Annotated in this window: 20 protein-coding genes; 10 read left to right on the top strand and 10 right to left on the bottom strand. The window is 67.4% G+C overall.

Annotation, left to right across the window (positions count from 1 at the left end):
- Position 1 precedes the first annotated feature (1 nt).
- Positions 2-547 (bottom strand): type 1 glutamine amidotransferase domain-containing protein, encoded by a 546-nt coding sequence (locus ACWPMZ_RS04945; RefSeq protein ID WP_455702902.1) that lies wholly within the window; start codon positions 545-547, stop codon positions 2-4.
- Between the two features lie 98 nt (positions 548-645).
- On the opposite strand from ACWPMZ_RS04945, the gene parC reads away from it, so the two are divergent.
- Entirely contained in the window at positions 646-2,925 is a 2,280-nt protein-coding gene (parC, locus tag ACWPMZ_RS04950) for a DNA topoisomerase IV subunit A (RefSeq protein WP_455702903.1), read from the top strand.
- Between the two features lie 76 nt (positions 2,926-3,001).
- Here parC and ACWPMZ_RS04955 read toward each other — a convergent pair whose 3' ends face one another.
- The 6 genes from ACWPMZ_RS04955 to ACWPMZ_RS04980 form a co-directional block, all read right to left on the bottom strand.
- Entirely contained in the window at positions 3,002-3,511 is a 510-nt protein-coding gene (locus tag ACWPMZ_RS04955) for a hypothetical protein (protein ID WP_455702904.1), read from the bottom strand.
- 239 nt (positions 3,512-3,750) lie between these two features.
- On the bottom strand, positions 3,751-4,917 hold the full coding sequence (locus ACWPMZ_RS04960) for a CCA tRNA nucleotidyltransferase (RefSeq protein WP_455702905.1): 1,167 nt from the start codon (positions 4,915-4,917) through the stop codon (positions 3,751-3,753).
- Positions 4,914-5,513 carry an NUDIX hydrolase gene (locus ACWPMZ_RS04965; protein ID WP_455702906.1) on the bottom strand — a complete coding sequence of 200 codons (600 nt, stop codon included), beginning with the start codon at positions 5,511-5,513 and terminating at the stop codon, positions 4,914-4,916. Before ACWPMZ_RS04965 ends, ACWPMZ_RS04960 begins: the two co-directional genes overlap by 4 nt.
- Complete coding sequence (locus tag ACWPMZ_RS04970) at positions 5,510-6,076, bottom strand: DUF1285 domain-containing protein (protein WP_455702907.1); 567 nt, start codon at positions 6,074-6,076, stop codon at positions 5,510-5,512. The genes ACWPMZ_RS04965 and ACWPMZ_RS04970 overlap by 4 nt, the downstream gene beginning before the upstream one ends.
- A gap of 26 nt (positions 6,077-6,102) precedes the next feature.
- Positions 6,103-6,618, bottom strand: a complete 516-nt coding sequence (locus ACWPMZ_RS04975) for a GNAT family N-acetyltransferase (RefSeq protein WP_455702908.1) — start codon at positions 6,616-6,618, stop codon at positions 6,103-6,105.
- Positions 6,619-6,661: 43 nt separating this feature from the next.
- On the bottom strand, positions 6,662-7,858 hold the full coding sequence (locus tag ACWPMZ_RS04980) for a PQQ-dependent sugar dehydrogenase (RefSeq protein ID WP_455702909.1): 1,197 nt from the start codon (positions 7,856-7,858) through the stop codon (positions 6,662-6,664).
- Between ACWPMZ_RS04980 and ACWPMZ_RS04985 the strand changes: the two genes are divergently transcribed.
- A complete protein-coding gene (locus ACWPMZ_RS04985; RefSeq protein ID WP_455704163.1) occupies positions 7,857-8,495 on the top strand; it encodes a ribonuclease HII in 639 nt (212 codons plus the stop codon). The two genes, ACWPMZ_RS04980 and ACWPMZ_RS04985, sit on opposite strands and share 2 nt — an antisense overlap.
- Before the next feature lie 105 nt (positions 8,496-8,600).
- Positions 8,601-9,518, top strand: coding sequence for a hypothetical protein (locus tag ACWPMZ_RS04990; protein WP_455702910.1), 918 nt, complete (start codon positions 8,601-8,603; stop codon positions 9,516-9,518).
- A 13-nt stretch (positions 9,519-9,531) separates the two neighbouring features.
- On the opposite strand, the gene ACWPMZ_RS04995 is transcribed toward ACWPMZ_RS04990, so the two are convergent.
- The gene (locus ACWPMZ_RS04995; RefSeq protein WP_455702911.1) at positions 9,532-10,233 is read right to left on the bottom strand and encodes a sulfotransferase family protein; all 702 of its coding nucleotides are present in this window, start codon (positions 10,231-10,233) and stop codon (positions 9,532-9,534) included.
- A 262-nt stretch (positions 10,234-10,495) separates the two neighbouring features.
- On the opposite strand from ACWPMZ_RS04995, the gene ACWPMZ_RS05000 reads away from it, so the two are divergent.
- The 3 genes from ACWPMZ_RS05000 (at position 10,496) to folP (ending at position 15,647) form a co-directional block, all read left to right on the top strand.
- Entirely contained in the window at positions 10,496-11,617 is a 1,122-nt protein-coding gene (locus tag ACWPMZ_RS05000) for a DNA methyltransferase (RefSeq protein ID WP_455702912.1), read from the top strand.
- Between the two features lie 81 nt (positions 11,618-11,698).
- The gene (locus ACWPMZ_RS05005) at positions 11,699-14,305 is read left to right on the top strand and encodes a G8 domain-containing protein (RefSeq protein WP_455702913.1); all 2,607 of its coding nucleotides are present in this window, start codon (positions 11,699-11,701) and stop codon (positions 14,303-14,305) included.
- Positions 14,306-14,522: 217 nt separating this feature from the next.
- Positions 14,523-15,647 (top strand): dihydropteroate synthase, encoded by a 1,125-nt coding sequence (gene folP / locus ACWPMZ_RS05010; RefSeq protein ID WP_455702914.1) that lies wholly within the window; start codon positions 14,523-14,525, stop codon positions 15,645-15,647.
- Here folP and ACWPMZ_RS05015 read toward each other — a convergent pair whose 3' ends face one another.
- Positions 15,648-16,097, bottom strand: coding sequence for a hypothetical protein (locus ACWPMZ_RS05015; protein ID WP_455702915.1), 450 nt, complete (start codon positions 16,095-16,097; stop codon positions 15,648-15,650).
- A 158-nt stretch (positions 16,098-16,255) separates the two neighbouring features.
- Entirely contained in the window at positions 16,256-17,677 is a 1,422-nt protein-coding gene (locus tag ACWPMZ_RS05020) for a sigma-54-dependent transcriptional regulator (RefSeq protein ID WP_455702916.1), read from the bottom strand.
- A gap of 161 nt (positions 17,678-17,838) precedes the next feature.
- Here ACWPMZ_RS05020 and ACWPMZ_RS05025 point away from each other — a divergent pair, with 161 nt between their 5' ends.
- Genes ACWPMZ_RS05025 through ACWPMZ_RS05040 form a run of 4 tightly spaced genes read left to right on the top strand, consistent with a single transcriptional unit; the run spans position 17,839 to position 20,931 of the window.
- Complete coding sequence (locus tag ACWPMZ_RS05025) at positions 17,839-17,958, top strand: aa3-type cytochrome c oxidase subunit IV (protein ID WP_455702917.1); 120 nt, start codon at positions 17,839-17,841, stop codon at positions 17,956-17,958.
- Between the two features lie 25 nt (positions 17,959-17,983).
- A complete protein-coding gene (locus ACWPMZ_RS05030) occupies positions 17,984-19,105 on the top strand; it encodes an NAD(P) transhydrogenase subunit alpha (protein ID WP_455702918.1) in 1,122 nt (373 codons plus the stop codon).
- Between the two features lie 9 nt (positions 19,106-19,114).
- Positions 19,115-19,420 (top strand): NAD(P) transhydrogenase subunit alpha, encoded by a 306-nt coding sequence (locus ACWPMZ_RS05035; protein ID WP_455702919.1) that lies wholly within the window; start codon positions 19,115-19,117, stop codon positions 19,418-19,420.
- 59 nt (positions 19,421-19,479) lie between these two features.
- On the top strand, positions 19,480-20,931 hold the full coding sequence (locus ACWPMZ_RS05040; RefSeq protein ID WP_455704164.1) for an NAD(P)(+) transhydrogenase (Re/Si-specific) subunit beta: 1,452 nt from the start codon (positions 19,480-19,482) through the stop codon (positions 20,929-20,931).
- Positions 20,932-20,993: the final 62 nt, after the last annotated feature.

Raw genomic sequence — 20,993 nt, forward strand, 5'->3', positions numbered from 1 at the left:
GTCAGGCGCTTTCGAGCGCCGGCGTCTTCTCCACGGCAGCAATGATCGCCTTGTTGAACGCCGGAATATCGTCCGGATTGCGGCTGGTGATGAGGTTGCCGTCGGTCGCGACTTCCTGATCGACGACGTTTGCGCCCGCATTGCTCAGGTCCGTGCGGATCGAGGGCCAGCTCGTCACCGTCTTGCCTTCGATCACGCCTGCTTCCGCCAGCAGCCACGGCCCGTGGCAGATGGCCGCTACCGGCTTGCCGGCCTGGCAGAAGTCTTTGACCATCTGCACCGCGCCCTTGTTCATGCGCAGGATGTCGGGGTTCATCTGTCCGCCGGGCAGGACCAACGCGTCGAAGTCGTCAGCCAGTGCCTCGTCCAGCGTCAGGTCGACCTTCACCGGATCGCCCCAGTCCTTTTCCTTCCAGCCGCGGATTTCGCCGTCCTCCGGGCTGACGACGACGGTTTCGAAGCCGGCATCTTCCAGCGCGGCCTTGGGCTTTTCCAGTTCCGACTGCTCGAAACCGTTGGTGGCGAGGATCATGATCCGCTTGGGCATTGGTAACTCCTGTTGTTCGGGGTGTGCCCTTCAACGGATGTTGAAACCCGACCGTTCCGCGTTGTTCGGCAAGGCGCGCGGCTGCTAGGGCGAACGGCATGGTTGCCACGATCGACGATACCGACCCGTTCGACGCCATTGTCGACGCCCCGTTCGACAGTGCGCTGTCCGAACGGTATCTTGTCTATGCTCTCTCGACGATCACCGCCCGCTCGCTGCCCGATCTGCGCGATGGGCTGAAGCCGGTTCACCGGCGGCTGCTGTGGGGCATGCGGCAGATGCGCGTGGGACCGGATTCCGCGTTCAAGAAATGCGCCCGCATCACTGGCGACGTGATGGGCAAGTACCACCCGCACGGCAACCTGGCGCTCTACGACGCGCTGGTTCGCCTCGCCCAGCCGTTCACGCTGCGCTATCCGCTGATCGAGGGGCAGGGCAACTTCGGCAATATCGACGGCGATGGCGCCGCGGCAGAACGCTATACCGAATGCCGCCTGACGCGCACCGCGATGCAGCTGATGGACGGGCTGGACGAAGGCACGGTCGACTTCGTCCCGACCTACAACAACGAGGAAGAGGAGCCGGTGATCTTCCCCGGCATCTTCCCCAACCTCCTCGCCAACGGCGCCAGCGGCATCGCGGTCGGCATGGCGACGAGCATCCCCAGCCACAACGTCCACGAGGTGATCGATGCCGCGCTCGAGTTGATCGACAATCCGCATGTCGAACACGCGCGGCTGATGGAGATATTCAAGGGTCCGGACTTCGCCACCGGCGGCCTGCTCGTCGACAGCGCGGAGATGATCAGCCAGGCCTACGAAACGGGGCGCGGCGGCTTTCGCGTGCGCGGCCGGTTCCATGCCGCTGAGGCCCAAACCGAGGCCGACCGCGAGGCGGGGATAGAGCGGCTTGGCGGCGGGCAGTACCAGCTCGTCATCTCGGAAATCCCCTACCAGGTCGCCAAGGGCAAGCTGATCGAACAGATCGCGCAGGTCATCGCCGACCGGAAAGTTCCGATCCTGGAGGACGTGCGCGACGAGAGCGACGAGGCCATCCGCATCGTGCTGGTGCCCAAGAGCCGCAACGTCGATCCCGACCTGCTCAAGGAATCGCTCTACAAGCTGACCGACCTGGAGACGCGCTTCAGCCTCAACCTCAATGTGCTCGACCACACGCGCACGCCGATGGTCATGGGGCTGAAGGAGCTGCTGGAAAACTGGATTGTCCACCAGATCGACATCCTCCAGCGGCGCAGCCAGCACCGGCTGGCGAAGATTGCCGACCGGCTGGAGCTGGTCGAAGGCTACATCATCGCCTTCCTCCACCTCGACCGAGTGATCGAGATCATCCGCACCGAGGACGAACCCAAGCCGGTGATGATGGCGGAATTCGGCCTGACCGACCGGCAGGCCGAGGCGATCCTCAACATGCGGCTGCGCAGCTTGCGCAAGCTGGAAGAGATGCAACTGCGGCAGGAAAAGGACGCCCTGCTTGCCGAGAGCGCGGAACTGGAAAAGCTGCTTGCCAGCCCGGCCCGCCAGCGGACCCGGCTGAAGCGCGACCTGGCGACTCTGCGCAAGGACTATGCCGAAGACACGGCGCTCGGCGCGCGGCGCACCACGATCGCGGAGGCCGCGCCGACCGCCGCGTTCAGCATGGACTCGATGATCGAGAAGGAGCCGGTCACCGTCATCCTTTCCAAGCGCGGCTGGATCCGGGCCGCGCGCGGCCACGTCGACCAGGAATGGAAGTACAAGGAGGGCGACGAGGAGGCTTTCGTCGTCCACGCGCAGACGACCGACAAGCTGCTGCTGGCGGCGGACGACGGGCGCTTCTTCACCATCGGGGCCGACCGGTTGCCGGGCGCGCGCGGCTTCGGCGAACCTATCCGCAACGCGCTCGACATCGATGCCGATGCCCAGATCCTGAACGTCATCGTTCACAAGCCTGGGACGCAGCTTCTGCTGGCGAGCACGCTGGGCAAGGGCTTCGCCGCCGTGACCGACGAACTGCTGGCCGAAACCCGCAAGGGCCGCCAGGTGGTCAACCTCAAGGACCGTCAGAAGCTGGTCGTCGCCAGGCCCATCGCGCCCGAGCACGACCACGTGGCGGTGGTGGGCGACAATCGCAAGCTGGTGGTCTTCAACCTCGAGGAACTGCCGGTGATGAGCCGCGGGCAGGGGGTGACGCTGCAGCGCTACCGCGACGGCGGCCTCAGCGATGCGACCACGCTCAGGCTGGAGGACGGCCTGTCATGGGCGATGGGCGGCGATACGGGGCGCACGCGGACCGAGACGGAGATCGTCATGTGGAAGGTCGCGCGCGGTGCCGCGGGCAGGCTGCCGCCGCAGGGCTTCCCGCGGGACAACAGGTTCTGACCGGCCGAGCCGCCGGACAATAAAAAGGGGCGCCCGGATCGCTCCGGACGCCCCCAGGGTTGCGACCCTTAACTGGTCAGGACGCGGCGGTCGCGGCCGATGCGCCCAGCGCGGTCTTGATCTGGTCGGCCTTGACCTGCGCGGTGACGCCGGCTTCGGCCGGGAGGAAGGCCTCCTTCTTCAGCGCGAAGGCGCCCCATTCGGTCTTCACGGTGACGTCGTCGCCCTCGATCTTCTCGACCGAGCCGATCGCCACGCCGTCCACGTCGACCACGGATGCGCCGGCGACGAGCTTGGTTTCGAGCGCGGCGGCAGCTTCGGCCGCGGCGGTCGCCATCATCTCGTTGAGCTGCGCCTGGGTGACCGAGATGGTCGGGCCCTTCTCGCTGTCGCCGAAGCGGTCGAGCGGCAGCCCGGCCTTGTGCTCGCCGGTGTTGAGCGTGACGACGCCGTCGGCGACCGCCTCGACCTGGCCGACCGGGTTGCCTTCCGGGCCGTATACGGTGGCGCCCACGGTCACTTCGGCGTGGGCGGCGCCGAGCGGGGCGAGGGCCAGGGCGGCAGCGGCGATGAAATACTTGGTCATGTTGATCCCCTCTGGGTCATTCTAGGGTCGATGAGTCCCCATGCGGCAAAACGCCGTCCGTCGGGACCCAAGGTGCTGATGCAGGACGAACCGCGGCCCTGACGCCGCTGCGCTCTCACCGGCGATGCCGATGCCCGCGAAACCGCCGAGGCGGAGGGAGTGCCAATATTCCGGCCGGGAACCGGGATGGCAAGCCGAAAACTAACGAAAGTTAGGTGAAGCTGCGCTGAATCGCCCGGTCAGCCGGGCAGTTCGTCTTCCAGCAATTGCTCGACCCGCGCGCGGTCGGGGAAGCCCTCGGCCACCCAGCGCCGTTCGACCGCCTGCAGGATTCGCGCGACCTGCGGCCCGGCCGCGACCCCGCGCTCGACGATCTCGCCACCCTTGAGCGGGAGTGAAGGGATATCCCATCCCTCGATCGGCCGGGGATCGATCCCGGCCAGCAGCAACTGGTCCATCGCCCCCTCGCGCCCCAGAATGTAGGCCAGAGCCTTGGGATCGCCGGGATCGCCCGCGCGCGCCGCAGCGCTCGTCAGCCGCTTGCGATTGGCGGTCGAGAGACGCAGGCGGCTGGCGACTTCGGCGGCAACCTTGCGGTCGGCCGGGAGCAGTGCGGCGAGGCGCCGCAGAGGCGAGGGCGGCAGGCCGGCCGCGTGTTCGGCAGCGACCAGAGCCTCAAGGGTATCCAGCGTCTGCCCCGTCACTTCGGGCAGAACCACCGGCAGCACCCCGGTGGCGTGCATTCGCCGGACCGTGGCGACCGGATCGGGGATCGTCAGCAGGTTTTGCAATTCCCAGCCGACCCGCTCGCGGCTGAGCCCCTTGAGCATCGGTGCCAGCTCCACGCAGGCCGCCTCCGCCGCAGGGTCGAGCGCGCAGCCGAAGCGGGCCTGGAACCGGTAGTAGCGCAGGATTCGCAGATGGTCCTCGCGGATACGCTCGCGGGCATCGCCGATGAAGCGCACGCGCTCCGCCGCCAGATCGGGGAGGCCGCCGAAGTAATCGAACACTTCGCCCGTCGCGACGTCGGCGTAGAGGGCGTTGATCGTGAAATCGCGCCGCGCGGCGTCGTCCTGCCAGTCGTCGGCGAACCTGACCGTGGCGCGGCGGCCGTCGGTCGATACGTCATGCCGCAGCGTCGTGATCTCGACATGCCCCCCGTCGAGCACCGCGGTGACCGTGCCGTGCGCGATCCCGGTCGGGACCGAACGGATTTTCGCCGCATCCAGCCGGCCGATCACTTCGGCGGGTTCGAGCACGGTGGCGGCATCCAGATCGTGGACCGGCTTGCCCAGCAGCGTGTCGCGCACGGCGCCCCCGACCCAGCGGATGGAATCCGATCCCAGTGCGTCGATCAGCCCGCGCAGATCATCGCGCGCCATCCAGTCCGCTTCGAGACGGGTCATCGGACCAGGTCCTGCCAGGCGAGGCGATGCGACAGGTTGGTCAGGATGCCGGCGGTGATGCCCCAGATGCGGTGTCCCTGCCATTCGATTTCGGTGTACTCGCGCTCGTAGCCCCGGAAGAGGCCGGTCTTGCGCACGTGGTTGGCCTGGTCGAGCACGAAGCGCAGCGGGGCCTCGAACCAGCCGGCGACCTCGCGCGGGTCGGGCCGCAGGGCGAGGTCCGCGGGGATCATGCCGAGCACCGGCGTGAGCGAAAAGCCCGATCCGGTGACGAAGCTTTCCGCCTGGCCCACCACGCGCACGTCCGCCACCTCGATGCCCAGTTCCTCGTTCGCCTCGCGCAGGGCGGCGGTCACCGCGTCCTCACCAGGCTCGAGCTTGCCGCCGGGAAAGGCGACCTGCCCCGGGTGATTGGTCATGGTGTCGGGCCGATGGGTCAGCAGGACACCCGGCTCCGACCGGTCGGTCACCGCGATCAGCACCGCCGCGTCGCGCAGGGTCGCGGGCGCGAAATCCCGATCGTCGCGCAGGCCTACCGAACCGACGTGGCTGCTAGCGTGAAAAAGGTCGGACAGGCGGTCGAACAGCGGGGTCATGCCGGCACCAGCGAGAAGGTCGTGCCGCGGCTCGACACCGACAGCTCGCCGCCAGCGCTGTTCGACAGGGCGTGCTCGACAAGCTGCAGGTAGGTGGAACGGTTGAGCCGCGCCTCGCACCCGCGCCGGACGGCGAGATAGAGTGCGGGAACGTCAGGATCGCCGGCCGCGCGCAACGGATGCTCCGCCCCGGCGACGACGAGTTCGTCGGTGTTCAGGCGAAAGGCCAGGGCCTTCTCGCCCGGCCCGCCTTCGACCTTCAGTTCGACCGCTTGGAATGCCGCGTCGTCCACCTCGATCGCCTGTTTGCACTCGGGCGTCACCAGCCAGTGCCGCCCGTCCGCATCCCGCGTCAGCAGGCTGGCGAAGGCGCGGACCATGGCCGGGCGGGTGATCGGCCGGCCCTCGTGAAACCAGGTGCCGTCGGCCGCGATGCGCATGTGGCTGTCGGCGACCTGAGAAGGGTTCCACCTCTCGACCGGCGGCAGCCTGCGCGCCTCAACCGCCGCAGCGATGTCGGCGAGCGACATCGTGGCCAGGTCGGGAAGGGGATCGTAGGGCATCGCCCGTCAGGCGATGCCAGATCGACCTAGCCGCGCCAAGGGCCGAGCATGCCCGACTGCGGGAGAACCGCAGGGTCGGCCCCGCGGACGAGGAGCCGCGCTGGGTCCCACGGGCCGGGGCAGCGCCAGCCGCGCGGCGCCTCGACGAAGCCGAAGCGCCCATAATACGGCGCGTCGCCGATCAGCACCTGCGGCAGGGCGGCAGCGGGGTCGAACGCGCTGGCCTGCGCAGCCATCAACATTCGCCCGTAGCCGGTGCCCTGCAGTTCGGGGACGATGGCGACCGGGCCGACCATGATCAGCGGATGCGCGCGCCCGGCATCGTCGGTCAGCGCAACCGGCCATGCCTGGATCGTGCCCGCCAGCAGGCCTTCCTCGTCCAGCGCGGCGAAGCTGAGCGCCGGGAGCCAGTCGGTTCCTTCGCGGATCGCATAGGACGTACGCCGCCTGCGCTCGGGCTCGAAGGCGCGGTCGAGCAACTGCTCGATCATCGCCGGTTCGACCGCCTCGAGCGGGATCAGGGTGCGAGTCGCGCTGTCCATGGGACGCGCGCCCTAGGGGCGGGCAATCCGGCTGGCAATCGGTTTACGAGGCGGGCTTGAGTTGCAGCAGACGCCCGCCCTTGCCGTCCTCGATAACGAACAGCGAGCCGTCGGGCCCTTCGGCGATATCGCGCAGCCGCTTGCCGAAATCGGTTCGCGCCGCTTCTGTCCCCTTGTCGCCCGACAGGCTGACGCGGACGACGGACTGCGTGCCGAGGTTGGCGATGATCGCCTGGCCCCGCCACTGCGGCCACAACTTGCCCGAATAGAAGACCATGTCGCCCGGCGCGATGACCGGGGTCCACCAGATGGCGGGCTTGGAGAACCCGTCATCCGCCGTGTGGTCGGGAATGTCGCTGCCATCGTAGTTTACGCCGTTGGACCGCACCGGCCAGCCGTAATTCGCGCCGCGCTGCACCTTGTTGAGTTCGTCGCCGCCGCGTGGGCCATGCTCCAGATCCCACAACTGCCCGTCGAGGTCGAAGTGCAGCCCCAGCAGGTTGCGTTGACCATAGGACCAGATCTCGCGGCTGACTCCACCGCGGCTTTCGAACGGATTGCCCGCCGCCGGGGTGCCGTCGAGGTTGAGCCGCAGGACCTTGCCCAGATTGTTGCCCAGGTCCTGCGCCGGGGCGCCCTGCATCCGGTCGCCGCTGGACAGGAACAGGTACTTGCCGTCGGGCGAGAAGACGATCTTGTGGCTGAAGTGGCCGGGGCTGTTGATCGCCGGGCTCTGCCGCCAGATCTCCTTCAATCCTTCGACCCGGCAGGCGTCGGCTTCCTCGCACACCAGCGTACCGCGGCCCATCATCGCGGCGCGCTTGCCATCGCCGGCATCGCCCGCCCATGTCAGGTAGATCGTCCGGCGCGAGAGCGTGGGCGCGGTTTCGGAGGGCAGGAACGCCACGTCGCCCAGGCCGCCCTGTCCACCATAGGCGACCGTCGGCAGGCCGGTCACCGTCCCGGCGCGTCCGCTCGGCAGGTCGACGAACTTCATCGTGCCGCCCTTCTCGGTGACGAAAACGGTCGAGGTGCCCGGAGCGAAGGCGAGGGCCCAGGGCTCCTCGAACGTGCCATGGCTGGTTACCGCGAACGGTCCCTTGGCGCCTTCCGGGGTGCCTGCGGCGACCGTGGCCGATCCGGCGGGGGCCGGGGCGCTATCCCCACCCGTGGCGCTGTTGCAGCTTGCGAGGGCGAAGGCGCCCAGCGATAACGCGATGGTCGAGATTTTCATGGTCATGCTCTCCGGAACGCCTTCAACTGATTTCTGTGCCGCGATCGCGGGCCCGATCGTCGCTGGTGTCGACGAGGCGGGGCGCGGGCCGCTGGCGGGGCCGGTTGTGGCGGCAGCCGTCGTGCTGTGCAAGCCGCGCCCGGGTGGTCTCGACGATTCGAAGAAGCTTTCGCCCGAGCGCCGCGCCACGCTGGAGCGGCATATCCGCCGCCGCTGCGCATTCGGCATCGGCGTGGTCGAGGTCGAGGACATCGATCGCCTCAACATTTTCGGCGCCACCATGCTGGCGATGAGCCTGGCCATGCAGCGCCTGTGCGAAGCGCTCGGCGTGGATTGCACGCAGGCGCTGATCGACGGTAACCTGACGCCGATGGGCCGGCGGCCGGAATGGCGCTGGCCGGCCCGCGCGATCGCTGGCGGCGACGGGCGCGAAGCGTGCATCGGCGCAGCGAGCATCCTCGCCAAGGAGTATCGCGACCGCCTGATGCGCGAATACCATGCCGCCCACCCACACTACGGCTGGGACCGCAACAAGGGCTACGGCAGCCCCGAGCACCTGGCCGCGCTCCGCCGCCACGGGCCGAGCCCGCTGCACCGCCGCAGCTTCGCCCCCGTCGCACAGGCCGATCTCTTCGCGGCATAGGCAGCCGTCCGGTGCGCCGGGTGCCTGGCATCGGCGGCTCACCATCGGTTTTCCATCATGGACGTTCCGCAGTGTGCGATCCATCCTGTAGCGAGAGGAGGTCATATGCCTGCAACCGTCTCGCACATTCCTTTCGTCGCCGCCGGCCTTGCACTGGCCCTGTCTGCTTGTGGCGGAGATGACAAACCATCTCCCACTCCTACTCCGCTGCCCGCTCCGACACCTGCGCCCACGCCCATTCCAACTCCCACGCCAGTTCCGTCGCCAGCACTCTATTATCCGCTGCCCGGGGTCTTCGGCGCACTTGGTCAGATGGTTCCGCAGACGTTCTCGGTTCTGGCGATCCGCTCTCGGGCGAAAGACAATGGCTGGAGCTTCGATCGCGACATGTCGTCGGTCACGCTGGGTCCGATCGCGGGCTTGCGCCTGGATGGTGGTGACAAGCTTGTCTTATCGATTCCGGGGCGGGGCGAGGCGCCGCTCGTGATCAGTCCTTCCGGATACTTGTCCGACGGGCGGATCATTTACGGGTCATTCGCCGCCCTCGGCGGAACTGGACATTTGCGTTCTGCGCTGACCAACTCGACGCCCCCTGTATTCTTCAAGGCGGCGGGCGCAGGCGGCTGGATCGGACAGACCGAGCCGGGCGCCCTGTATCCCTGGGAACTCGTTGATATCGTCTATGGAATTGCCACCCCGGCAACATCCGTTCCGGCCAGCGGGACAAGTACTTTCCGAGCGATCGATGACTTTGTCGAGGACATCAAGATCGATTACGCTACCGGAAAGGTCAGCGGCAGCGTCACCGTCGCAGGCGGGGCCCGCAAGTTCGTCTTTGTTGATGTAATTCTGGGCGCCGATCGAACCAGCTTCAAAGGCACGATGGTCGACACAGGTTCGGGTACGAGCGGCCCGATCGAGGGCCGGCTGGTCGGCCTGAACGGCGAAGAACTGATCGCAGTCTACAAGGTCGAGCATCCGACAGGGCCGATCGCGCTGACGCTCGTCGCCATGCGCATCTGAGCCTTGGCAGCTGTCAGCGCCGGCTCGACGCCAGCTGTCGCTTCGCGTCGATGTAGAGCCGCGCTGGCGATTCCAGCAGGGCCGGATCATCCGGCAACGGAGAGAACGGGGCGCCCGGAGAGGTCGGGCCTGCCGGCCGCTCGTTGACATGCGGAAAGGGCTCGTCTGGCATGGGCACACCTAGGAAGGCGCATAGTGGTCCCCACCCCTGCGCGGGCCGGAATTCCAGGAGGCGTTCGGGCGCGATCGCGGCACGCACTTCGTCGTTCCGGCGGCGATACCATGCGGTCAGGGCGGCGCGGTCGGAAAGGTCGGACCCTGCCGGATCGAATACGTTCGTGCGCATGAAGCGCTCCACGATCGATCCGGCCGTCACCGATCGCATGCGCGGCGCGAAGATCGTCGCTTGGGTCGAATCGAACCAGGCATCTGCGTCACGCTCGGCGAGGATGATCCGGGCTTGCGGATAAAAGGCGCTGAGTTCGCGCCAGTAGACGGCCGAGGGATAATCGCTGGTCGAACGGAAACCGCGGAAGATTTCGTCCCAATCCGGCCGCCCTTCGCTGGCGGCGATCCACAGCGGCATCTGCCGCGCGGCATCGGCGAAGACCTCGGTCATGTGGTGACAGGGCCCGAAGCCGAGCCGCTCGAGCGCGAACTTCATCGACAGGGTGCCAGTCCGGCCAAGGCCCGCGGCGATCACCTCGATGGCCATAAGCATTCCCTCCCAGCTGCTCGTCGGCGGCAGTCTGCTGCATGTTGGGAGGGGTGCGCAAGACTTGCCGCCATGGCGAGTCCTTCGCGCCACACCACTAGATATCGAGTCCTCCAAAGGTGGGCAGACTCAATATCCTGTGGCAGACTCCTTTCGTTCCACCTGAACCACACCGGGGCGGCCTGGCTCTGTTGCCAACTTGCCGCTTGACCTGCGGAGCGGGCGGACTCACCCTGTGGATAACTCAGGGGGATAAGGACGGATGGGACAACTGGAGAAGATTCGCCCGGCGAAGGCCGGGGCGCCGGAGGTCGTGCTGCCGATCGGCCGGATCCTGCCGGGCGACTGCGTGGCCGCGATGCGCGGCCTGCCCGATGCCAGCGTCGATCTCGTCTTCGCCGACCCGCCCTACAACCTCCAGCTCGGCGGCGATCTGGCCCGGCCGGACGGCAGCCATGTCGATGCGGTGACCGACCACTGGGACCAGTTTGCCAGCTTCGCTGCCTACGACCAGTTCACGAAAGAGTGGCTGACCGAGGCGCGCCGGGTGCTCAAGCCCGACGGTGCGCTGTGGGTCATCGGCAGCTACCACAACATCTTCCGCGTCGGCTCGATCGTGCAGGACCTGGGGTTCTGGCTGCTCAACGACATCGTCTGGCGCAAGTCGAACCCCATGCCCAACTTTCGCGGCACGCGCTTCACCAACGCCCACGAAACGCTGCTCTGGGCCAGCCAGGGCGAGAAGGCGAAGTATCACTTCAACTACCGCGCGATGAAGACACTCAACGACGAACTGCAGATGCGCAGCGATTGGGTGATCCCGATCTGCGGCGGACAGGAGCGGCTCAAGGAAGGCGGCACCAAGGTCCATCCCACGCAGAAGCCCGAGGCGCTGCTCTACCGCGTGCTGCTGGCGACGACCGAGCCGGGCGACATCGTGCTCGATCCCTTCTTCGGCACCGGCACGACCGGGGCGGTCGCCAAGCGGCTCGGCCGCCGGTGGATCGGCTGCGAGCGCGAGAGCGGCTACCGCGATGCCGCCTACAAGCGCATCGAGAAGGAGCTGCCGCTCGACGAATCGGCGCTCTCCACGATGCAGAGCCGCCGCCAGCATCCAAAGGTGGCGTTCGGCTCGGTCGTCGAGGCAGGGCTTATCCCGCCCGGCACGCAGGTGTTCGACAAGCAGCGCCGCTGGATTGCCACCGTGCGCGCCGACGGATCGCTCGAGTCCGGCCGCGAAACCGGGTCGATCCACCATGTCGGCAAGACGCTGCAGGGCGCGCCGAGCTGCAACGGCTGGACGTTCTGGCATTTCGAGGCCGGTGGCGAAATCAGGCCGGTCGACGCCGCGCGGCAGACCTACTTGCTCGCCGCAGAGGACTGACTGCGCAAGGCGCGCCGCCGCGCCTTGTCAAACCCGCTGCCCGAATGCAAAATCAGCCGCTTGCGAGAGGGGTTGATTGAAATGCGCATCGAGTTCCGCTTGCCGGGCCGGGCCTGGCTGTTTGCCTTGTCGTTGTTGTATGGGGCCGGCGTGGCGCAGGCCCAGGAAGCGCACGACCACGGTGCCGACACGGCCGAGGTGGCACCTGCCGCCCCGGCCGCGATGCGCCAGGTCCGCTGGTCGGACCCGGCCGCGTGGCCCGGTGGCAAGGTTCCCGCCGCCGGCGATGCTGTTATCGTCGCGCGCGACATGGACATGGTGCTCGACGTTGCGCCGCCCGCGCTGCGCAGTTTGACGGTGGAAGGCCGCCTGTCCTTTGCCGACGAGCGCGACCTCGGGCTCGAAACCGAGTGGATCTACCTGCGTGGCGGCGAGCTTGCGATCGGCAGCGAAGACCGGCCCCATCGCCACAAGGCGACGATCACGCTGACAGATGCGATCAAGGGCGAGGACATCAACACGATGGGCGACCGCGGGATCATGCTCCTGCGCGGCACACTCAACCTGCACGGCGACCGCGAGAACGCGTGGACCAAGCTGGCGGCCACAGCCGCCAAGGGCGCGCGGACCATCCAGGTGCTCGACGCCTCGGGCTGGCGCAAGGGCGACGAGATCGTCCTCGCCTCGACCGACTTCGATCCCAACCAGGCGGAGCGGCGGATCGTCGCCGGGGTGAAGGGCAACACGATCACGCTCGACCGCCCGCTCGACTACATGCACTTCGGTGCGATCACCTATGGCGTCGACGAGCGCGGCGAGGTCGGCCTGCTGACCCGCAACATCCGGATCGAGGCGTCGAAGGATGCCGATGCCGACTGGTTCGGCGGCCACATCATGGCGATGGCCGGGTCCCGGATGTACGTTTCGGGCGTGGAGCTCAACCGGATGGGGCAGAACATGCACCTCGCCCGCTATCCGATCCACTGGCACATCCTGGGCGAGGGGAAGGGCCAGTACATCCGCAATTCGGCGATCCACGACACCTACAGCCGCTGCGTCACCGTGCACGGCACCAACAACCTGCTGATCCAGAACAACGTGACCTTCAACACCGTGGGTCACTGCTATTTCCTCGAGGATGCGGTCGAATACGGCAACCAGTTCGTCCGCAACCTGGGCATCCTGGCCAAGTGCCATCCGGACGGTAAGCCCTGCGTGCCCACCAACCTGGGCCCCGGTCGGGGCATCGGCACGCCAAACGGGCAGGGCAACAAGGACATCCTGATCCCTTCCGACAACACCGCCGCGATGTTCTGGATCACCAACCCCGACAACATCTACCGCGACAACGTGGCCGCCGGGGCCGAGATCGGGTTCTGGTTCGCCCTGCCCGAAAAGCCGACCGGCGCGCACGAGGGCAAGGACGGATACCCGCGGCGCACCGCGGTGGGCGAATTCAGCGGCAACGTCGCGCATTCGAACTACGACGGGTTGATGTTCGACCGCGGGCCGCGCCCCGATGGCACGTTCACCGTCGGCGGCAGCAACTATCACTTCGCGTTCACCGATCCGGCCGACCCGAAAAGCGCGCCCAAGGGTTCGCTGTTCGACAGCTTCACCGCCTACAAGAACCGCCATGGCGCGGTCTGGGGCCGGGGCGAACTGCACACCTTCCGCAACCTGCGCGTGGCCGACAACGCGATCGGCTTCACCCACGCGGCCTCCGCCGTCGGCCGGGCGGATTTCACCTCCAAGGTCGTCGATTCGATCTTCGTGGGAGAGAGCGACAACGTCGGCAACCCGAGCACCCCGGCAGAGATCGCCTACGGCCGCAGCATGCCCAACGAGATGGCCGACTACCCCATCCGCGGCTACGAATACTACGACCTGCGGCACGACGTGGAAAACACCACCTTCGTCAATTTCGCGCCCAACGCCACCCGCAGTGCCGGCGCGCTGTCGTACCTGATGTACACCAGCTTCGGGATGAGCACGGAGAACGCCATCTCGGGGGCGAAGTTCGTCAATTCGCGGCCGGTCGATTTCCCGCCTGTGGTGCGCAAGTGGTCGTCGGACTTCGGGCGCCAGAATGCCTGGCGCGGCGCGACCATCCACGACAAGGACGGTTCGGTCGGCGGCGTGCCGGGTTCCTACATCGTGCTCGACAACGGCATCGCCTCGGACGAAGAGGCCTGCACGTTAAAGCCCGAATGGGGCGCGGCGATCTGCCGGGGCGATTTCGGGCACTTCGGCCTCGGCCCGAACATGGGGTTTGGCAGCGCGCCGATCGAGGATCCGATCATGCTGAGTCGCAATGGGCGCCGGTGGGAATATACCGGCCAGACCACGATCCGCAGCGGCGCCGAAGTGCGCGTAGAAACCGGCCGCAAGGACCTGTCGCTCTCGCTGACCGAGATGGACGACGGCTCGTGGGTGATGTTCGAATTGCCCGGCTTCGCCGCCGCCGGAGGCCTGCCGGCGCAACCCAGCCTTGCGGCGCTGCGCGAGGCGGACAAGACCTCTTGGTTCGCCGACAAGGGCACGCTGTGGGTCAAGCTGGTGGTCGACAACTCGGCTGGCCAGACCGTTACGGTGGGCGTCCCCGGTGCGGGCGTCAGCACCGTTGGCACAGGACCGAGCGGCGCGTTCAACGCCGGCGCCCGCCTCGATGTCAGCCGGCAGGGCTAGGGCAGAGCCAAGAGGTCGCTCCGGGCGCAATCGCGATCCGGCGCGGTCGCTTGAGCGGCCTATGTCCTACTCGCCGGCAGATGTGTACGGCGGGGCGCATGACTCGCGGAACTCCCTGCTGTGGCGCCTTCACGCCGCCACCAGGCCGGGGCGATTTTTCTTGCTTTGGACCGTGTAACATCCGGTCCATGTCTGGCACCTTCGGGAATAAACTGCAGTGCATGATCGCGTCTATCTCCAGCCGCTGACCTTCGCGCCTTCTCCGCAGGCCTTCCATGGCGATGCGGTGCGGCTGGCGGGGGGCATGGTCTATGCCCGCGAGTTCGCGGTGACCGTGGTCGAGGACGGCGCGGTCTCCCGGCGCGACATCGCTACGCCTGGAACAATCGACGAGGTTCTCGGCACGCTGCCCGACGCGCTCGGCGCCCAAGCCGAAACCCAGTGGTCGAACCTGCGCAAGGCTCACCTGCCGCTCGTTCTGGGCGAACGGACCATCCGGCTCGATCAGCCGCAGGTCATGGGCATCCTCAACGTCACTCCCGATTCGATGTCGGACGGCGGCCAGTTTCTCGACGATCCCGCCGCCGCGCACGATCATGCCGCGACGATGCACGAAGCCGGCGCGGCGATCATCGACATCGGAGGTGAGAGCACGCGCCCGGGCGCCGCGGCCGTGTGGGAGGGCGACGAGATCAAGCGCGTGATCCCGGCGGTCGAGGCGGCGGTGGCGATGGGCGCCGTGGTCAGTGTCGACACCCGGCGCCCGGCGGTGATGGAGGCCGCGCTGGCGGCGGGGGCGGCGATCCTCAATGACGTCTCGGCCCTGCGGCACGATCCGCGCAGCCTGGAATTTGCCGCGGCGAGCGGGCGCCCGGTCATCCTGATGCACGCCCCCGGCCCCAGCGGCGAGGTGGCGGGCGACCTGCACAAGGACGCAAGCTACGGCAATGTGGTGTTCGAGGTGTTCGACTGGCTCGCCGCGATGCGCGACCGGGCGGTTCACGGCGGGGTCGATCCCGAAAACCTGATCCTCGATCCCGGCATCGGGTTCGGCAAGTCTCTGGCGGACAATCTCGCGCTGATGAACGCGCTGCCGCTGTTCCACGCGCTGGGCTGCCCGCTGCTGCTGGGCGCGAGCCGCAAGCGGACGATCGGCGCGCTCAGCAACGAGGCGCCTGCGCACCAGCGCCTCGGCGGCAGCCTTTCGCTGGCGCAGGCCGGGATGGACGCCGGCGTGCAACTGCTGCGGGTCCACGACGTTTTCGAGACGGTCCAGGCGCGCAACGTCTGGCGCGGGATGCGCGACGCGGCGCTGACCGATTTCGCCGGCCTGGAGGGCTGATCAGCCCGGCAGGTCGATGCTGGCGACCACGGCGGCAATGGCGGCATCGAGCGCGGGCGTGGCGCCTTCCGACTGGCTGCTCACCAGGAGCGCGCGCGAGCCGACGGGCACGAGCGTGTATTCCAGTTGCATGCCCTCGACCACCCCGGCTTCCACGGTGATCCCGGCCGCGCCGTCTATCGTCGCTTCGTTGATGGCCTCTCCCAGCGCGCCCTCGCTCCATTCGTCGGCATAGGCCTTGTAGGGCCGCTCGAGCAGGGCGAGTGTCAGGCCGGGCTCGTCGACCGCCGGATGATCGTCGTCGGCATGGGGTCCGGTGGCAGGCAGCAGCTTGACCGCGAACGAACGGCTCGTCCCATCCGGTGGAATGGCTATCTCGACATCGGCGGGCACCAGTTGCTCGGCGTCGTAAGTGAAGGTGACCTCGCCCACATGGCCCGTCTTCAGCAATTCCTCGCCCCTGGTCTCAACCGCTTGCGGCTCCGCGCTGGGGGTACAGGCCGCGATGAGACACACCGCCATCAGAGAGAAACAACGACCCTTGGAATTCATATTCATCAAGTGCGCCGCGCGCACCAAGGTTCCGGGTAATGCGACGAACCGCCAAATCAGGCGGCGTTCTCGATCCCCAGGTCGCCGAGCTTGCGGTACAGGGTCGAGCGGCCGATGCCGAGCCGGCGGGCCACTTCGGTCATGCGCCCACGATAATGCCCGATGGCCAGGCGGATGACATCGGCCTCGATCTCTTCCAGCGGGCGCAGGTTGCCGTCGTGGGTATAGAGTTCGACCCCGACCCCTTCCTGAGCCGCCGCAGCAGCTTCGCCTTCGCACGGGCCGACGATCTCGGACAGTTGCGGGAAATCGTTCGCCGTCAGCGCGGATCCTTCGCAGAACACCGCGGCCCGGAACAGGACAGCCTGCAACTGGCGGACGTTGCCCGGCCAGTCGAATGCCGAGAGCAGCTTGAGCGCGGCGTCGGTCACGCCCAGCGCGCGCAGGCCCGGCTGTTCGCCGATGCGGGCCAGGAAATGACGCGTCAGGGCGGGGATGTCGCTCGTCCGCTGGCGCAGGGCGGGCAGGGAAATGCGGTTGCCCGCCAGCGCTTCGAACAGGTCGCTGCGGAAGGTACCGGCGGCGACGAGATCCGCCAACGGCAGGTTGCTCGTGGCGATCGTGCGGATGTCGACCTTGAAGGAGTGCGAGGCACCGATCGGGCGGACTGCCTTTTTGGCGAGACCCTCGGCCAGCCGTTCCTGCAACTCGGGCGACATGCGGTCGATCTCGTCGAACACGATCGTGCCGCCGTCGCAGTTCTGCAGCACGCCCACCTGGCGGTCGAAGGCACCGGGAAATGCACCCTTCTCATGCCCGAACAGGACCGACTCGATGGAATTGGCCGGGACGCTGCGGATGTTGAGGATGCGAAACGGCGCCTTGGCCCGCGGGCTCGCCGCAACCATCGCGCGGACCAGCATTTCCTTGCCGGTGCCGCTTTCGCCCTCGATAAGCAGGGGGCCGTGACTGCGCGCCGCTTTCGCCGCCTTGGCCAGCGCGTCGCGGAACGGCGGGGCGGTACCGATCATCGAATCGAAGTCGAGATCGGCGCTCATCTTCTCGGTCAGCGGAGTGAGTTCGTCGTGCGGGGCGGTGCGCTCGGTCGCATTGCGCAGCGCGGCCATCAGCCGGTCGGGCGACACGGGCTTGACCAGATAGTCGGTCGCTCCGGCGCGCATCGCCTCGACCGCCAGCAGCGGGCTGGCGCTGGTCGTGAGCATGAGGATCGGCAGCGCAGGGCGGCGGGCCTTGAGTTCCGCGATCAGCTGGCAAGCGTCGTCGCCCGGGACCCACTGGTCGAGAATGATGGCAGAGAGCTGCATCCCCTGCCGCGTTCCGAGCGTGGCGATGGCGGTTTCGGCGTCGCGGACGACATGCGTGCGCCAACCTTCCCGCGCGGTCAGCGCGGTGATGAGCCGGCTCTGCGCGGGCTCGTCGTCGATCAGCATCAACATTCGCTGTTCCTGCTCGGCCATGCGCTCCCCAGTCCGGACCCCTTCGCGGATAGGGCAACATGTAGACGGGAGGGGTAAAGAGGCGATTAAGCAGGCCGCGCCCGTTTCAGGACGGGGCTTGAGAACGCGCCGACCGCACGATAGAGCACGGGGCACCAGATAACGACGCAGGATAACCGCCAATGGCCGCCAACGACATGAATGCCGCAAAGAAGACCTACAGCGGGTTCATCGGCCTCCTCAAGTGGTCCGTCCCGCTGATCGCGTTGATAGCCGCCTTCGTCGTCTTCCTGATCTCCTGATCGCACGGCTCGGGGGGAGGGGCGGATGCGGATCGCGGTTCTGAGGGAAAGGGCCGCGAACGAACGCCGCGTCGCCGCCACCCCCGAGACGGTCAAGAAATTTATCGCGCTGGGCGCGGCCGTCGCGGTCGAGAGCGGCGCGGGCGCGGGCGCATCGATCCCCGACGAGAGCTACCGGGAAGCCGGCGCCGAGGTGGGCGACGCGGCTGCGACCCTCGCAGGTGCGGACATCGTGCTGGCCGTTCAGGCCCCTGACGCGGCGGCCCTTGCCGGCGTCAACAAGGGCGCCTGGGTCGCGGCAACCTTCGACCCGTTCGTCGAGCGCCAGCGTGTCGACGGCTATGCCGCGGCGGGCCTGGAAGCGCTGAGCATGGAATTCATGCCCCGCATCACCCGCGCGCAAAGCATGGATGTCCTCTCCAGCCAGTCGAACCTTGCCGGATACAAGGCCGTGATCGCCGCGGCGGACGAATACGGCCGTGCCTTTCCCATGATGATGACCGCCGCCGGCACGGTGACCGCGGCCAAGGTCTTCGTGATGGGCGTTGGCGTCGCGGGGCTGCAGGCGATCGCGACGGCCCGTAGGCTGGGCGCGCAGGTTTCGGCCACCGACGTGCGCAGCGCCACTCGCGAGCAGATCCAGTCGCTCGGCGCCAAGCCGATTTTCGTCGAGAACGTGGCCGGGATCGAGGGCGAGGGCAGCGGCGGCTATGCCACCGAGATGAGCGAGGAATACCAGAAGGCGCAGGCCGAGCTGGTTTCCGGCCATATCGCCAAGCAGGATATCGTTATCACCACCGCGCTGATCCCCGGCCGGGCGGCGCCCCGGCTGATCTCCGACGCGCAGATCGCCACGATGCGCCCGGGCAGCGTGATCTTCGATCTCGCCGTGGCGGCCGGCGGCAACGTGGAAGGATCGGTCGTCGACCAGGTCGTCGAGCGGCACGGGGTCAAGGTCATGGGGTTCGCCAACACCGCCAACCTGCTCGCCGCCGACGCCTCGGCGCTGTTCAGCCGCAACCTCTTTAACTTCCTGTCGGCCTTCTGGGACAAGGACGCGTGCCGCCCCGTCCTCGACGAGGAGATCGGCAACGCCGTGCGGCTGACGAAGGACGGCGCGGTCGTCAGCGAAAGGCTCAAGGGGTGAGGGACTGACATGGATTTCATCTCAATCCTTTCGATCTTCGTGCTGGCCTGCTTCGTGGGCTACTACGTCGTCTGGTCGGTCACGCCCGCGCTGCACACGCCGCTGATGGCGGTGACCAACGCGATTTCCTCGGTCATCATCGTCGGCGCGCTGATTGCCGCAGCCGCGGCGGGCAATCCGGTGGCCAAGTGGCTCGGGCTGCTCGGCGTGGTGCTGGCCAGCGTGAACATCTTCGGCGGCTTCGCGGTCACCGCGCGGATGCTCGCGATGTACAAGAAGAAGGATCGCCCGGCGGCCAAGGAGGTTGGCAAGTGACCATCCTGGCCGATCCCGCCCCCGCTTATGTTCCGCCGCTCCAGACCGGGGTGGCCGCCGTGGCCGAACACGCGGTGAACCCGTGGGTCGCGGTCGCCTACCTCGTCGCGGGCGTGCTCTTCATCCTGGCGCTGCGCGGACTGTCGTCGCCGGCCACCAGCCGCGCGGGCAATCGCTACGGCATGATAGGCATGCTGATCGCCGTGGTGACGACGCTGGTCACGCACGAGATAGCCAGCCTGCCCGAAATCCTCGCCGCCATCGCCATCGGCGGCGCGTTCGGGTTCGTCATCGCCCGCCGCATCGCAATGACCGCGATGCCGCAGCTCGTCGCCGCGTTCCATTCGCTCGTGGGCCTGGCCGCCGTGCTGGTGGCGGGCGCCGCCTACAGCAACCCCGGCGCTTTCGGCATCCTCGTGCCCGCAGGCGGCGGCAGCCTTGCGCCCGAGGCGATGCGCTGGATCATCAGCCCGGTCAGCCGGATCGAGATGGCGCTCGGCGCGGCGATCGGCGCGATCACGTTCTCCGGTTCGGTCATCGCCTTCGCCAAGCTCAACGGCAACATGAGCGGAAAGCCGATCCTGCTGCCCGGCCGCCACGTCATCAACCTTGCCACGATCATCGCCATCCTGGTGCTGACCGCGATGTTCGCCCACGCGGCGCCGACGATCCCCGGATGGATCTGGCCCGCGATCCTGGTACTGGCGTTCCTTGTCGGATTCCTGCTGATCATTCCGATCGGCGGGGCGGACATGCCGGTCGTCGTGTCGATGCTAAACAGCTATTCCGGCTGGGCGGCCGCGGCGATGGGCTTCACGCTGCACAACACCGCGATGATCGTGACCGGCGCGCTGGTCGGATCGTCGGGCGCGATCCTCAGCTACATCATGTGCCGCGCGATGAACCGCAGCTTCCTGTCGGTCATCGCCGGCGGCTTCGGCGTCACAGCCTCGGCCGACGACGGCGAGGCGAAGGAACAGCGCCCGTGGAAGCGCGGCAGCGCCGAAGACGCGGCCTTCCTGCTGAAGGAAGCCGAAAACGTCATCATCATTCCCGGCTACGGCATGGCGGTGGCCCAGGCACAGCACGTCCTGCGCGAAATGGCCGACCACCTGAAAGACGCCGGGGTCAACGTGAAATACGCGATTCACCCCGTCGCCGGCCGGATGCCCGGCCACATGAACGTGCTGCTGGCCGAGGCCAATGTCCCTTACGACGAGGTCTTCGAGCTGGAGGACATCAACTCCGAATTCAGCCAGGCCGACGTCGCTTTCATCATCGGCGCCAACGACGTGGTCAATCCGGCGGCCAAGACCGACAAGGGCTCGCCGATCTACGGGATGCCGGTGTTCGACGTCGACAAGGCCAAGACGGTCATGTTCATCAAGCGCAGCATGGGCGGCGTCGGCTATGCCGGGGTCGACAACGACGTATTCTACATGGACCAGACCATGATGCTGCTGGCCGACGCCAAGAAGATGGTCGAGGAAATCAACAAGGCCCTCGGCTGACCATCCGTCAGGCCGGAAACCGACCGGGCAACGCCGCGTTCAGACTTTGGTGGCAGGTTCCA

The organism is Tsuneonella sp. HG222 (assembly GCF_053819185.1).